The 12,975-nt window shown below is 67.3% G+C and carries 12 protein-coding genes; 4 read left to right on the top strand and 8 right to left on the bottom strand.

The genetic code is table 11. The features are described from left to right. Positions 1-49: 49 nt before the first annotated feature. Positions 50-214: a hypothetical protein gene (locus tag U1H82_RS02270; RefSeq protein ID WP_322963312.1), complete on the bottom strand. Its 165-nt coding sequence runs from the start codon at positions 212-214 to the stop codon at positions 50-52. Beyond that, positions 214-1,176, bottom strand: coding sequence for a threonine ammonia-lyase (locus U1H82_RS02265; protein WP_322963311.1), 963 nt, complete (start codon positions 1,174-1,176; stop codon positions 214-216). The genes U1H82_RS02270 and U1H82_RS02265 overlap by 1 nt, the downstream gene beginning before the upstream one ends. A 141-nt stretch (positions 1,177-1,317) precedes the next feature. On the opposite strand from U1H82_RS02265, the gene U1H82_RS02260 reads away from it, so the two are divergent. The 4 genes from U1H82_RS02260 to U1H82_RS02245 all read left to right on the top strand — a co-directional run bounded on the left by U1H82_RS02260 (position 1,318) and on the right by U1H82_RS02245 (position 5,043). Beyond that, complete coding sequence (locus U1H82_RS02260; protein ID WP_322963310.1) at positions 1,318-2,553, top strand: type III PLP-dependent enzyme domain-containing protein; 1,236 nt, start codon at positions 1,318-1,320, stop codon at positions 2,551-2,553. Positions 2,554-2,738: 185 nt separating this feature from the next. Further along, positions 2,739-3,788, top strand: coding sequence for a 1,9-bis(guanidino)-5-aza-nonane synthase (locus U1H82_RS02255; protein ID WP_322963309.1), 1,050 nt, complete (start codon positions 2,739-2,741; stop codon positions 3,786-3,788). After that, positions 3,788-3,934, top strand: coding sequence for a hypothetical protein (locus tag U1H82_RS02250; RefSeq protein WP_322963307.1), 147 nt, complete (start codon positions 3,788-3,790; stop codon positions 3,932-3,934). Before U1H82_RS02255 ends, U1H82_RS02250 begins: the two co-directional genes overlap by 1 nt. A 125-nt stretch (positions 3,935-4,059) precedes the next feature. Beyond that, entirely contained in the window at positions 4,060-5,043 is a 984-nt protein-coding gene (locus U1H82_RS02245; RefSeq protein ID WP_322963306.1) for an alpha/beta hydrolase, read from the top strand. A gap of 118 nt (positions 5,044-5,161) precedes the next feature. On the opposite strand, the gene U1H82_RS02240 is transcribed toward U1H82_RS02245, so the two are convergent. The 6 genes from U1H82_RS02240 to U1H82_RS02215 are packed head-to-tail and all read right to left on the bottom strand — an operon-like array spanning position 5,162 to position 12,962. Further along, positions 5,162-7,048, bottom strand: a complete 1,887-nt coding sequence (locus U1H82_RS02240; protein ID WP_322963304.1) for an XrtA/PEP-CTERM system amidotransferase — start codon at positions 7,046-7,048, stop codon at positions 5,162-5,164. A 6-nt stretch (positions 7,049-7,054) separates the two neighbouring features. Continuing rightward, positions 7,055-8,575 (bottom strand): exosortase A, encoded by a 1,521-nt coding sequence (gene xrtA / locus U1H82_RS02235; protein WP_322963303.1) that lies wholly within the window; start codon positions 8,573-8,575, stop codon positions 7,055-7,057. Positions 8,576-8,586: 11 nt separating this feature from the next. Beyond that, positions 8,587-9,762, bottom strand: a complete 1,176-nt coding sequence (locus U1H82_RS02230; protein WP_322963302.1) for a TIGR03087 family PEP-CTERM/XrtA system glycosyltransferase — start codon at positions 9,760-9,762, stop codon at positions 8,587-8,589. After that, positions 9,759-10,796, bottom strand: a complete 1,038-nt coding sequence (locus tag U1H82_RS02225; RefSeq protein ID WP_322963301.1) for a FemAB family XrtA/PEP-CTERM system-associated protein — start codon at positions 10,794-10,796, stop codon at positions 9,759-9,761. The genes U1H82_RS02230 and U1H82_RS02225 overlap by 4 nt, the downstream gene beginning before the upstream one ends. Then, positions 10,793-11,665 carry an XrtA system polysaccharide deacetylase gene (locus U1H82_RS02220; protein ID WP_322963300.1) on the bottom strand — a complete coding sequence of 291 codons (873 nt, stop codon included), beginning with the start codon at positions 11,663-11,665 and terminating at the stop codon, positions 10,793-10,795. The genes U1H82_RS02225 and U1H82_RS02220 overlap by 4 nt, the downstream gene beginning before the upstream one ends. Beyond that, positions 11,655-12,962: an ExeA family protein gene (locus U1H82_RS02215; protein ID WP_322963299.1), complete on the bottom strand. Its 1,308-nt coding sequence runs from the start codon at positions 12,960-12,962 to the stop codon at positions 11,655-11,657. Before U1H82_RS02215 ends, U1H82_RS02220 begins: the two co-directional genes overlap by 11 nt. Between the last annotated feature and the right edge of the window lie 13 nt (positions 12,963-12,975).

Here is a 12,975-nt window from a genome sequence, read left to right as displayed (position 1 = left end):
ACACATTGGTCAAGGCCCTGTCCCCCGGCAAAGGCCGGGGAACAGGGAACTACAAAATCCAGATCAGCACATTCCCCACCAAGACCACCGCCATCACCAGCATCAGCGCTCCTTTACGCCGATCCCCGCGCCGGATCGTCACGACACCGCCCGCGACGCACGCAAACGCCGCCAGCATCGCGATCCCCGGCGCGGCCTGGGCGATCGACTCCATCAGCCCGCCAGCACCCGCGCATAGGCGGCGCGGTCGACATTGCCGCCGGACAGCAGAACCAGCATCCCGTCCTCCGCCGCAACCTTGCCCGCGAGCAGCGCGGCCAGCGCCACCGCCCCGCCCGGCTCCACCACCAGCCTGAGTTTCTCGGCGGCGAAGCGTTGTGCCGCCGCCACCTCGGCCTCGCTCACCGCGACGCCCTCCGCGCCGCGCCGGGCCAGCACCTCGAAGGTCAGGGGCGACACCCGCGTCGTCTGGAGCGAGTCGCATGCGGTTGGTGGCGGATTGTCGCCCACCGGCTCGATCCACCCCGCCTCCAACGAGCGACGCATATCGTCCCAGCCCTCGGGCTCGACCACCGTCACCCGCGCCTTGAGCAACGCCAGCGCCAGGCCGGATGCCAGCCCGCCGCCCCCGCACGGCGACACGACATGGGCGGGTGCGCCAAGACCCAGCGCCGCCATCTGCGACGCCGCCTCGATCCCGGCCGAGCCCTGCCCTTCGATCACCCAGGGGTCGTCGAAGCTGGGCACCAGCGTCGCCCCCCGCGCCTCAGCGAGTCGCCGGGCGATCAGTTCGCGGCTTTCGGTCGCCCGGTCATAGTCGACGATCTCCGCGCCCAGCGCGAGCGTGCCCTCACGCTTCGACGGCGGTGCATCGGCGGGCATCACGATCGTCGCGGCGATCCCCAGCCGCCGCGCGGCCCAGGCGATTCCCTGCGCATGATTGCCCGACGAGAACGCAACGACGCCGCGGCCCCGCGAAACCTCGTCCAAAGCGGTTAACCGGTGCCAGGCGCCGCGCAATTTGAACGCGCCGATCGGCTGCAGGGATTCGGCCTTGAACGCCACCATCTTCCCTTTGATATTCAAGGGAAATATCGGCGATGGCGGCAGGATGCGGGCGATCTTTTCGGCCGCGTCCCGGACCCCTGCTTTGGTCGGTTGTCTTAAGATTGTCACTTTTTATCTCCGACGCCCTCTCTACCGCTTTACAATCGAAAAAGCGGACCCTATTTCGCGCCTCCGCTGCCCCATGGGACTTCCAACCGCAAGGCAGCTTTTTGTCACCGTATGCCGTCAGGCAATTGGAGGTCCCTTGAGTTGCACCAGAATCATCGCGCGCTGGGGCTAGCTGCCCACTCGACCGCCGTCCCCTCCAATTTGGAGCGCGGCATCGACATCGCCAAGCGTCGTCCGGCTGATCCGGTCACGCTGCTTCGCCCGCACGCCGCTGCGCGCGCTGCCCGATTCTTCGTCGAGAAGTTTCCGGGCCGCCCGATGTATGCGGTGAAGGCGAATCCGTCTGCGGATCTGATCCAGATCCTGTGGGACAATGGCATCACCCATTTCGACACCGCCTCGATCGCGGAAGTTCGTCTGGTGAAGTCGGTCGTACCGCAGGCCGTCTGCTGCTTCATGCATCCGGTGAAGTCGGAAGAGGCGATTGCCGAGGCCTATTTCACGCACGGCGTCCGCACCTATTCGCTCGACTGCCTGGAAGAGCTGGAGAAGATCGTCCGCGCCACGAACGGCGCGACCGACCTGACCCTGTGCGTCCGCATGCGCGTGTCGTCCGAATATGCCAAGCTGAGCCTGGGATCGAAGTTCGGCGTCAGCCTGGAAGAGTCGAAGGACCTGCTGATCGCGACCCGTCAGGTCGCCGATGCGCTGGGCATCTGCTTCCATGTCGGCAGCCAGACCATGACCCCCGACGCCTATTCGGCGGCGATGGAGCGGGTGCGTGCGGCGATCGTCGCGGCGGCCGTCACGGTCGACGTGATCGATGTCGGCGGCGGCTTCCCCTCGGCCTATCCGGGCATGACCCCGCCGCCGCTGGAGCGTTTCTTCGAGACGATCCACCGCGCGTTCGAGAGCCTGCCGGTGTCCTATTCGGCCGAACTCTGGGCCGAGCCGGGCCGGGCGCTGTGCGCGGAATATTCGTCGGTCGTGGTGCGTGTCGAGCGTCGTCGCGGCAACGAGCTGTACATCAATGACGGCGCGTACGGCGCGCTGTTCGATGCGGCGCATATCGGGTGGAAGTATCCGGTCCAGCTGCTGCGCGAGCCGAGCTCGGACGCGCGCGACATGGACTTCAGCTTCTGGGGTCCGACCTGCGACGATCTCGATTTCATGCAGGGTCCGTTCCCGCTGCCCGCGGACACGAATACCGGCGATTATTTCGAGATCGGGATGCTCGGCGCGTATGGCCAGGCCATGCGCACCCAGTTCAACGGCTTCACCTGTCACGAGTTCGTCGTGACCGACGACGAGCCGATGTTCTCGGTGTACCGCGACGAGGTCGAGCAGGTCCTTCCGGCCAACGTCGTCAAGCTGTAACCCAGCGACACTAGCACGCCTTTATCCCCTCTCGCTTCGGCGAGGGGGGAATGGGGTGGCATTGCGGTTTCGACCGCGATAAGGCCCCTTCCCATACCCGTTCCCGCACATGCCGCAGGACCGGGCCAGCCGGGTTACCGCGTCCCCAATAACGACGACGGCTTCTCGATGATGATGGAACCATCATGACCGACACGATCAACGACAACCGCAAGGCCGAGCTGCTCTCCAGCGTGGTCGAGCATATCGACATCACCAAGTTCGACGCCCGCCCGATCATCGATTCGATGGGCAAGATGAGCTTCACCAGCCGCGACCTGGCGCGCGCGACCGGCATCTACAACCAGATGCTGGCCGACAAGGACTGCTCGATCTTCCTCGTCATCGCGGGTTCGACCTCGGCGGGCGGCTGCATGGACCTCTATGCCGAGCTGCTGCGCTCGAACATGATCGACGGTGTCGTCGCGACCGGCGCGTCGATCGTCGACATGGATTTCTTCGAGGGCCTGGGCCACAAGCATTACCAGGCGCTGGAAGTGCCGGACGACAACACGCTGCGTTCGCTCTACATCGACCGCATCTACGACACCTATATCGACGAAGAGCAGCTGCAGGACTGCGACCACACGATCGGCAAGATCGCCGACTCGCTGGAGCCGAAGCCCTATTCGAGCCGCGCCTTCATCCGCGAGATGGGCAAGTATCTGGCCGAGCACGGCAAGAAGGAGAACAGCCTCGTCAAGCTCGCCTATGAGCATGACGTGCCGATCTTCTGCCCGGCCTTCGTCGATTCGTCGGCGGGCTTCGGTCTGGTGAAGCATCAGGTCGAGCGCGCCAAGGAAGGCAAGCCGTACATGGTGCTCGACGCCATTGCCGACTTCCGCGAACTGACCGACATCAAGATCAAGGCGGGCACCACCGGCCTGCTGATGATCGGCGGCGGCGTGCCGAAGAATTTCATCCAGGATACCGTGGTTTGCGCCGAAATCCTGGGCCATGACGATGTCGAGATGCACAAGTACGCGGTGCAGATCACCGTCGCCGACGTGCGCGACGGCGCCTGCTCGTCCTCGACGCTGAAGGAAGCGGCAAGCTGGGGCAAGGTGGACACGGCCCTCGAACAGATGGTATTCGCCGAAGCTGGTTCGGTCATGCCGCTCCTCGCCTCGGACGCGTATCACCGCGGCCATTGGCGTGAGCGCGCCAAGCGTCGTTGGGGAGCGATTTTCGACTAATGTTTGAATTCTTCGAACGGGAGCAGCTTGCCTATATCATAATTGGGGCAGTGCTGCTGTCGGGTCTGGCTTTCGCCATCCCCTATAGCCGTCGACGCAAGCGCGAAAAGCTGCGCCGGCGCGGGATCAAGAAATACGGCCACTGATCGGGGGCGGGACCATATAGGTCCCGCCCTTTTTCATGCACCCGCTTTTCGCTTGATCGCCGCACGCCGCCCCGGCACCCTCGTCCGGCATAGCGCTATCAGGCGCTGAGGATGAGAGGATGCAAGTGATCGATCGACGCTCCCTGATCGGGGCCATGGCGACCGTGCCGCTGGCCACCCGCGTTGCCGCACAGGCCGCACCCGCCACGCCCGCAGCCATGACGCCCTGGCCACCCGCCGAGCATTTCCCGCTCTGGCCCGGCCGTCCGCCCGGCGCGCGCGCCACGCTGCCTACGCCCAATCCGTCGATGAACGGCCCTGCCGGGCGCAAGGAATTGTGGCTACGCGGCACCGCCAATCCGATCGTCGCGGTCTTTCGCCCCCAGCGTCCCGATGGACGAGCGGTGCTGACCATCCCCGGCGGCGGCTATGGCTTCGTATCGATCCAGAATGAGGGGATCGATGTCGCCAAGACGCTCAACCCGCACGGCATCACCGTATTCGCGCTATCCTATCGCCTGCCGTCCGAGGGGTGGGACGATCAGGCCAATGTGCCGCTTCAGGATGCGCAGCGTGCGATGCGGCTGATCCGCGCCCATGCGGGACGCTATGGCATCGACGCCGCCAATCTGGGCATCGTCGGCTTCTCCGCAGGCGGGCATCTCGCCGCCTCGCTGACCGTGGGTTATGACGACAAGGTCTATACGCCCGTGGATGCCGCCGACCGGCAATCGGCCCACCCACGCTTTTCTGGCCTGGTCTATCCGGTCGCGAGCCTGTCGACGCCGAATACCCATCCCGGCTCGCGCGACAATCTGCTCGGGCCCAATCCCGATCCCGCAACCAAAGCGCGCTACGACACGCCGCGCCGGATCAATGCGAATACGCCGCCGCTCTTCCTGGTCCATGCGGTCGATGACGGGCTGGTGCCGCTCGACCAGTCGATCGACGTGTTGACCCAGGCGCGCGCCGCCAAGGTGCCGGTCGAGGCGCATTTCTTCGAAAAGGGCGGCCATGGTTTCGGCGCACTCAGCGCGCCCGAGGGCTCACCCGAGCGGCTATGGCCCGACCTGTTCGATCGCTGGATCACACAGACGTTGAAGTCGTAGTAACATCCTCCCCTGCAAGGGGAGGGGGACCAGCGAAGCTGGTGGAGGGGTGTCCTCGCTAACCGCAATATCCCTCCGTCAGCCCTGCGGGCTGCCACCTCCCCTTACAGGGGAGGAATCATGCGAAGAGCCGCTTCAGGCTCCGTTCCAGCATCAGCATCTGCCACAGGGTCCGGCCATGCTCGGCTCGGCTTCCGCGGTGGTCGCTCGCGATCCGGCCCAGTTCGGCCAGGTCGAACCAGCCCGTCTCGCGCAGCAGCCCGGATTTCTCCAGCCGGGCCGCCTCATCCGCCAAAGCCCCCCGGAACCAGGCGCTGATCGGCGTCACGAACCCCATTTTGGGGCGATAGAGAATATCGCGCGGCAGATAGGGCTCCAGCGCCTTCTTCATCAGCCACTTGCCCTGCCCCCCGCGCAACCGCATCGCAACGGGCAGGCGCGCGGCATATTCGACCAGCCGGTGATCGAGCAACGGCTCGCGCGCCTCCAGACCGACCGCCATCGACATACGGTCGGTCTTGGTCAGGATATCGCCGGGCAGCCAGATCTTCAGATCGGCATATTGCACCCGGTCCATGGCATCGCGCGCGGGCGCGTCGCGCATCGCGGCGATGTAGCGATCCTCCGCCCGGTGCCCGCCCAGCGCCGCCTTCGCCTCCGCCGAAAAGAGCCGCGCCCGCGCCTCGGGCCCGGTCACGCCGACCGCAAGGGCATAGGCCTCCGCCCCGTCCATCCCCAGCGCCAGCAGCGTCGTCTTGGCGCGCAGGGGACGCGGGGCCCAGTCGGCCTTAGGATAGAGGCGGCCGAGCGTTCCGAACAGGCCCCGGCGAAACTCCCCCGGGAACAGACCGCGCACCCGCTCCTCGCCCGCATGGAAGACATGACGGCGATAGCCCGCCAATATTTCATCCGCGCCGTCGCCCGCCAGCGCGACCGTGACATGCTCGCGGGTCATTTCGCACAAGCGATAGGTCGCCAGCGCCGAGGCATCGGCAAAGGGCTCGTCGAACTGCGCGACCAGCGTGTCGATCAGCGTGAAGTCGTCGGCACGGACCACCCGCTCGCTATGATCGGTGGCGAAGCGCTGCGCGATGGTGCGCGCATAGCCGCGTTCGTCATGCCCCGCTTCCTCGAAACCGATGGTGCAGGTGCGCACGGCGCGTGGACTAGCCTCCGCCATCAGTGCGACCACGCCAGAGCTGTCGACCCCGCCCGACAGGAACGCGCCCAGCGGCACGTCGGCGACCATACGGCTGACCACGCCTTCGCGCATCCGGGCGAGCAGTCCTTCGCCCAATTGCGCGGCCGATCCGCTTTCGCGGTTCGAAAAGTCGACATCCCACCATCGGCGTGGCCGGGAGATGGGGCGCCCACGCTCGATCAGCAGGAAATGCCCGGCGGGCAGCTTGTGGACGCCCGCGACGATGCTGGCGTCGTCGGGGACATAGCCGAACGCCAGATAATCCTCGACCGCGCGGATATCGGGCCGCCGCCGGAACAGCGGGTGCGCGAGGATGCCCTTCATCTCCGACGCGAAGGCGACCGCGCCATCGGGCAGTTCCGCCCAGTGCAGCGGCTTCACCCCCAGCCGGTCGCGCGCCAGGAACAGCGCCCCCGCCTTGGCGTCATGAACGGCAAAGGCGAACATGCCGACCAGCCGATCGAGCATGGCAGGGCCCCAATGCCGCCAGCCATGCAGCAGCACCTCGGTATCGCCATCGGTGTGGAACACTGCGCCCTTGGCCCGCAATTCCTCCCGCAGCTCGCGATAATTATAGATTTCGCCGTTGAAGCAGACCGCCACCTCGCCATCGACCATCGGCTGGGGCGAGCCCGCCACATCGATGATCGACAGCCGGGCATGGGCGAAGCCGACGCCGGGCGCGGTCCATACCCCCTGCCCGTCCGGCCCGCGATGCGCCTGCGCACCGATCATCGCACGCAGCCGTGCGGGGTCGACCGGCTTGGGCGTGGCGGGATGGAAGAGACCGGCAATACCGCACATGGGGGGTCAGCGCTGTCCCGTCAGACGATCGGCAAAGGCATCGATCGGGCCCAGCGCGCGGACAAAGGCCTTGATCGCGCGCGGGTCGTCGCCTTCGCTCGAGACGTGCACCGCCACCGCCGTCTGGCGCTGTCCCAGCAACCGGGCCTTCATCGTTTCCAGTTTCACGCGCCGCATATCCGGGGTCAACCTATTGCCGATCCGATACCAGGTCGCAACGTCGCGCTCGACCGGCTGGCCGTTCGGTCCGGCCGTGGTCATCCGCATGGCGTCGCCGCCCGCGATGCGGCCGAGATCGGCGACGCGAATCCAGCGATCATCCTCGTGCAGCACGCCGGTTCCGAACGCACCCAGCTTGCCGCCCTCGCGCTGGCGGGCGAAGACGCCGACCGCCAGATCGACCTGATGCCCGTCCCCATCGCGATAGCTGCGCAACAGCACCGCATCCGCGCCCGGATAATGGGGTTGCCACGCCGTCACCTGCTGCGTCGGCATCCAGCCCGGCACATCGGGCAATGTCATATGCGCGGGCAGGCTCGCCGCGCGCGAACCGGCAAAGCTGCTCCAGCTGGGGAACAGCGCCGAGATCGCCACCGCCAGGATCGCGGCGAGCAACGGATCGATCCGGCGGCGCGGCATGGCGGAGAGGCTGGCGGGGGCGAAGGCAGGATCGTCAGGCGCGCGATCGAAGAACTGCCACCCGATCGCCAGCACCGCCGCCATCACGATCGCAAAGAAGACCCAGCCGAAGACGATATGGTCGAACCCGCCCGCCACCTCGATTGAGGTCTTGTCGGCGGCGAAGATCGTCCCCCAGGCGCGCACGCCATTGGCGAGCACCGGCACGATCAGCGAGACGATCATGAAGATCGCCCGCCGCCAGGGCGAACGGAAACACAGATTGGCGACGAGCGCGGCGAAGGCGACCATGGCCAGCACGAACTTCGACCCCGAACAGGCCTCCGCCACCTCGAACCAGTAACGTCCCGCATGGATCAGCACGCCGTCGGCCGAGGCGGGAATGCCGCTCCAGTCGAGCAGCGGCATGACGATCGATACGGTGATCTGCTGAAGCGGCTTTTCCAGCTCCGCCCCGAACGGCACCAGGAACCAGGCATAGGCGAGCGGGAACAACATGCCCCGTGCGACCATCGGGCCCAGCAGCGCGATGACCGCCCCCTCCAGCATCGCGATCAGGCCCAGCTGGCGAATCAACGCCACGGTCGCCGACTCGCCCAACAGCCAGAGCAGGCCGCCCCCGCCCACGACGAACAGCCCCGGCCACCAGGCGGTGGGGGTCAGTTGCGAAAGCTCTGCGCGGCGCTGCCAGATCAGCCAGCCGACGACCGGCCCGATGAACAGGCAATGGCCATAGGTGGTGCTGGTCCACCAGATATCGGCCAGATGCGCGGCGTCGCTGCGGAACAGCAGCAGGATGAACAGCCCCGCCCCCGCCAGCAAGGCCAGGTGATAGGCCCAGCGCCCCTGCCCCGGAACCGACGCCGCCTGTTCCCCGGTGTTCGGCATGTCCCCTGCGGTCACGATGTGATATCCCCCAGCAATCGGTCGAGCGGTGCCAGTCGCGCCCCCCAGTCATAGCGTTCCAGCACCCGCGCCCGCGCCGCCGGATTGTCGGCCGGACCGTTCAGCGCAGCGATGACCCGGTTGGCAAAGTCGCGGTCGTCGCCCGCCACCATGATCGTACCGCCATGGTCGATCCCTTCCGCCGCCGCAACCGACGCGACGACCGGCCGCGCCATGGCCATGGCCTCCAGCAGCTTGTTCTGGATACCGCGCGCCAGATCGAGCGGGGCGACGCAGACGGCGGCACGGGCCAGCCAGATGCGGGTGTCGGGCACTTCGCCGGTCACGATCACCGCCTCGCTGGCCAGCCGCCGCACCGCCGGGGTCGGCGCGCGGCCGACGATCGCGAAGCGGGCCGCCGGACAGGCGTTGCGAATGAGCGGCAGGATATGCTCGGCAAAGCGCGTCACCGCATCGATATTGGGGCGATAATCCATTTGCCCGGTAAAGACGATCAGCCGCCCCTCGCCCATATCCGGATCGACGGCAGCGGGGTCGTAGCGGCTTGCATCGATGCCATTCTCGACCGCCAGGATATTGCCCCGTCCACCGCCGGAGCGGAACAGCGCCGCCTCCGCCTCGCTGACGAACAGGGTCGCCGCGACCGACTGGGCGACCTGCCGTTCATAGCGGCCGAGCAGGCGGGCTTCGTGGTTCAGGACGGATCGCATCCCGGCCTTGGCCGTCAGCGCCAGGCTCGCGAACTTGGCGGAGTCGACATCGACCATATCCATGATCGTCGGCTCGCCCCCCCGATACTGCGCCATCTGACCCGAGAAGATATAGGTCACCGCGGGTCGGTGGCGCGCCCGCACCTGTGCCACCGCGTGCGCCATGCCGGGATGGGCAAAGGCGGTCAACGAAATGGGCTTGCCCGTCGCCAGCGCCTGTAGCGCGGCAAGCGGCATCGGCTTGGTACGGCGCAGGATGTGATGGCTGGCGAGTTCGGCCTGAAGCTCGGGCGGAAGCTGCTCCTCGGCGTCCTGCTCGGCAAAGGCGCAGAGATGGACCCGCCAATGGCGTGCCAGATGGCGCAGCACATGATAGCTGCGGATCTTGTCACCGCGATCGGGGGGAAAGGGCGCCCGGTGCGCGAGGAACAGCAGGTCCTTCAACCCAGCCCCCTTCATCCCAGCCCCCGTGCGATCGGCGGCCCGACGATCCGCGCCACCGGGACCGGCAGGCGCTTCCACAGCGCGATCATCAGCGCATATTTGGGGTTGAGCGGGTTGATCGCACGTGGCCCATGGACGCTGCGGCTGGCATAGACCAGCGGCTGCCCCTCGAACCCCCAATTCTTCTTGAAGGCCGCCGCGCCCGTCCCGACCTTCGACCGACCGAAATCGAAATGGTGGCAGCCGCGCTGGCGGGCATGGCGCATCAGCGCGAAATACATCAGGTCGTTGGCGCGCAGGCCCCGCGCCGCCTTTGTCCCCCCGCCCCAATAGGGATAGACGGTGCCGCCATGATAAAGGTTGAGCACACTCGCCACGGCACGGCCCTGATGCCGGACGGTCAGGATATCGGCGTCGAGCCGCGCAACCGCCTCGCGAAACAGCTTCGCCGGAAAGACCGGCGTACCGAGATTGCGGACGGACTCGGCATAGACGCGGTAATGCTCGGCCAGCATTGCCGGGTCACGGCCGGTGACGACCTCCAGATCCTGCGCCAGCGCCTTGCGCAGTTCGGCGCGCTGCTTGCGAGGAATGGCCTTCATCTCGGCCTCGTCATCCGCCGCGATCGGCCGGACAAAGCCCAAATAGCTCTCCCCATCCGCCGTCCAGCCGTCGGGCACCGGTCCGCCGCGCAGTTCGACCGACTCGATCCCCTTCTCGCCCGCCAGGCTCCAGGCCGCCTCGGCCAGCGCCGCGACACCTTCGCCCAGCACGCCGCCATCGACGCCGAAGCCGGTCGATACCATCGCCGCCCCGAACAGGGGGGAGCGTATCTCGCTCAGCGGCAGGACGCCGACGATCGCCCCGTCCGCGTCCTCGGCGACCAGATAATGCGCCGTCTGACCGCAGCCCCCGGCCCCGGCCTTCAACCAGCCGGTCAGATGGAAGGGCGTACCCTCCGCTTGGGTGCGAACAAAGGCGTCGATCCGCGTGCACACGTCGTCGCGCGCCAGATCGGCGACGCGGATCGTCGGCGCGCATAGGGTCATGCCAGCCGCGCCGCTTCCTCGGCCGCGACCTGATCGACCCGGCCCCAGTCATGACGGCCGAGCAATCCGCGCAGCTTGCCCGCCATGGCACGCAACCGGCTATAATGCCGGATGCGCGAGCGGAGCGGCGCGTTGGCGACGCGCGGCTGGTCGGGATCGACCTCCCAGGGGTGGAAATAGAAGATCGCGCCGTGCCGGTCGCGATTGACCTGCCCCACCGCGATATCGGTCAGCTTGGCGGGCAGCATCCGGAAGAACCCGCCACCGGTCGCCAACCGCCTGCGGCCCCACTCGGCCACCGTCACCGGCAACTCGATCAGGTCCCCATCCGCCAACGGCCGCCAGGGATAGCGCGGCGAGTCCGCCCAGCCATAATGATCGTGCCGCAGCGGTGCGACGCTGGAGGAATAACAATAGCCCGCCTCGGCCAGCACCGGATGTGCCCAGGGCGTCCGCTGATCGATCGAAAAGCTCGGCGCGCGATAGCCGGTCACCGCCTGGCCGCTGGCATCCTCGATCGCCGCCTGGGCGCGTGCGAGGTCGGCGCGAAACTGGTCGGCGGTCATGGTGAAAACCCGCTGATGGTCCCAGCCATGACTCGCCATCTCGTGCCCGCCTGCGACGATGCGGCGGATCAGCCCAGGGTGACGATGCGCCACCCAGCCGAGCGTGAAGAAGGTCGCGCGCGTCCCCGTCTCGGCGAACAGCGACAGGACGGCGTCGGTATTGGCCTCGACCCGGCTGTCCAGACGGTCCCAATCGCCCTTGTCGATCGTGCGCTCGAACGCCCCGACCTGAAACCATTCCTCGACATCGACCGACATGCCGTTGAGCGGCCGATCCAGCGGCCCGGCAGGTTCAGGCGGCATGGCCCCAGGCTCCCGGTCGGATCGTGGCACCGGCTTCGCGACGGACTTCGCTGCGATTGTCGATCTCGGACCAGTCGACCAGCAGGGTCAAGACACGCCGCAACGCCGCCTCCTGCTGCTCCAGCCGTGCTTCCAGCTGCGCGACACGGTCCTCCAGCGCGGTGGTCTGCGACGCCGTGGCGGAAGGCTCGGACGCGGGCTTTTCGTCCATGACGGGCGCGGGTTCGGGGATTGGATGAAGCGAGACCGGCTCGGGCGCGGGCGGCGGGGCGACGACGCGGTGGGTCGGGCGCGGTGCCGCTTCGTTCTCGGGCGTGACACGGGTGATCGGATCGGGCCGGGCAGTAGCCGCCTGATGCCCGTTCATATTCAATCCGGTCAGCGGCGCGCCCACCCCGAACAACAGGTCGTTGCCGCGTGTCGCGGTGAAGAGCGGCGCGACCGGTTCCGGCTGCGCCTGTATCGGCATGTCCCGGCCCGCGCCCATATCGGCGGCCATGTCGGCGGCGACGCTTTCGACCGTCTGACGGCCGATCAACTCGACACCCTCGATCGCGGCCTGCAGCAGCACGCGGCCCGCCAGCACGTTCAACCGGCGCGGCACCCCGCCCGAGGCATCGTACAACGCGTCGAAAGCATCGGCGGCGAAGTCGGGACGTCCGGTCCATCCCGCGACCGCCAAGCGGTGGGCGATGTAATCGGGGACTTCCTCGGGCTCCATCGGGTCGAGATGATGGATGGCGATGACCCGCTGGCGCAGCTGCTCGACGGCGGCCGAGCCCAGCAGGCGCTCGCGAAATTCGGGCTGCCCGACCAGCAGGATCTGAAGCAGCGCATGGCCGCCCGCCTGGAAATTGGACAACATGCGCAGTTCCTCGAGCGAGGCGAGCGGCAGCGCCTGGGCCTCGTCGACGATCAGCAGGATGCGGCGCCCTTCGCGCGCGACGCCGTTCAGCGCGCGTTCGATCGCGGCCAGCAGCGCGGCCTTGGTCAGCCCCTGCGCATCGACGCCCAGTTGCCCGGCCACGACCCGCAGCAAATCCTGCGGCTCGACCGCGGTCGACACGATGTGCAGGACGCGCAGGCGCTTGCTATCCAGCGTCTCGACCAGATGCCCGACCAGCGTCGTCTTGCCCGCGCCGACATCGCCGGTAATGACGATGAAGCCCTCACCCTGCGCCAGCCCATAGCCCAGATAGGCCATCGCCTTGCCGTGGGTGGCCGTCTGGAACCAGAAACGCGGGTCCGGCGTCAGTTGAAACGGGCGTTCGCCCAGCCCGAAATGGGTCTCGTACATCATCGTGCCTTTC

It is taken from the genome of Sphingomonas fuzhouensis, assembly GCF_034659795.1.
GTDB classification, from domain to species: Bacteria; Pseudomonadota; Alphaproteobacteria; order Sphingomonadales; family Sphingomonadaceae; genus Sphingomonas; species Sphingomonas fuzhouensis.
Note: the sequence above shows the minus strand (reverse complement) of the source record. Positions and strands in the feature narration are given on the sequence as shown.

What these genes read in the sequence shown, in the direction of transcription:
- U1H82_RS02220 (WP_322963300.1), bottom strand. Translation starts at nt 11,665, where the DNA reads ATGCCGCCTGAACCTGCCGGGCCGCTGGATCGGCCGCTCAACGGCATG.
- U1H82_RS02250 (WP_322963307.1), top strand. Translation starts at nt 3,788, where the DNA reads ATGTTTGAATTCTTCGAACGGGAGCAGCTTGCCTATATCATAATTGGG.
- xrtA (WP_322963303.1), bottom strand. Translation starts at nt 8,575, where the DNA reads ATGCCGAACACCGGGGAACAGGCGGCGTCGGTTCCGGGGCAGGGGCGC.
- U1H82_RS02270 (WP_322963312.1), bottom strand. Translation starts at nt 214, where the DNA reads ATGGAGTCGATCGCCCAGGCCGCGCCGGGGATCGCGATGCTGGCGGCG.
- U1H82_RS02255 (WP_322963309.1), top strand. Translation starts at nt 2,739, where the DNA reads ATGACCGACACGATCAACGACAACCGCAAGGCCGAGCTGCTCTCCAGC.
- U1H82_RS02215 (WP_322963299.1), bottom strand. Translation starts at nt 12,962, where the DNA reads ATGTACGAGACCCATTTCGGGCTGGGCGAACGCCCGTTTCAACTGACG.
- U1H82_RS02240 (WP_322963304.1), bottom strand. Translation starts at nt 7,048, where the DNA reads ATGTGCGGTATTGCCGGTCTCTTCCATCCCGCCACGCCCAAGCCGGTC.
- U1H82_RS02230 (WP_322963302.1), bottom strand. Translation starts at nt 9,762, where the DNA reads ATGAAGGGGGCTGGGTTGAAGGACCTGCTGTTCCTCGCGCACCGGGCG.
- U1H82_RS02225 (WP_322963301.1), bottom strand. Translation starts at nt 10,796, where the DNA reads ATGACCCTATGCGCGCCGACGATCCGCGTCGCCGATCTGGCGCGCGAC.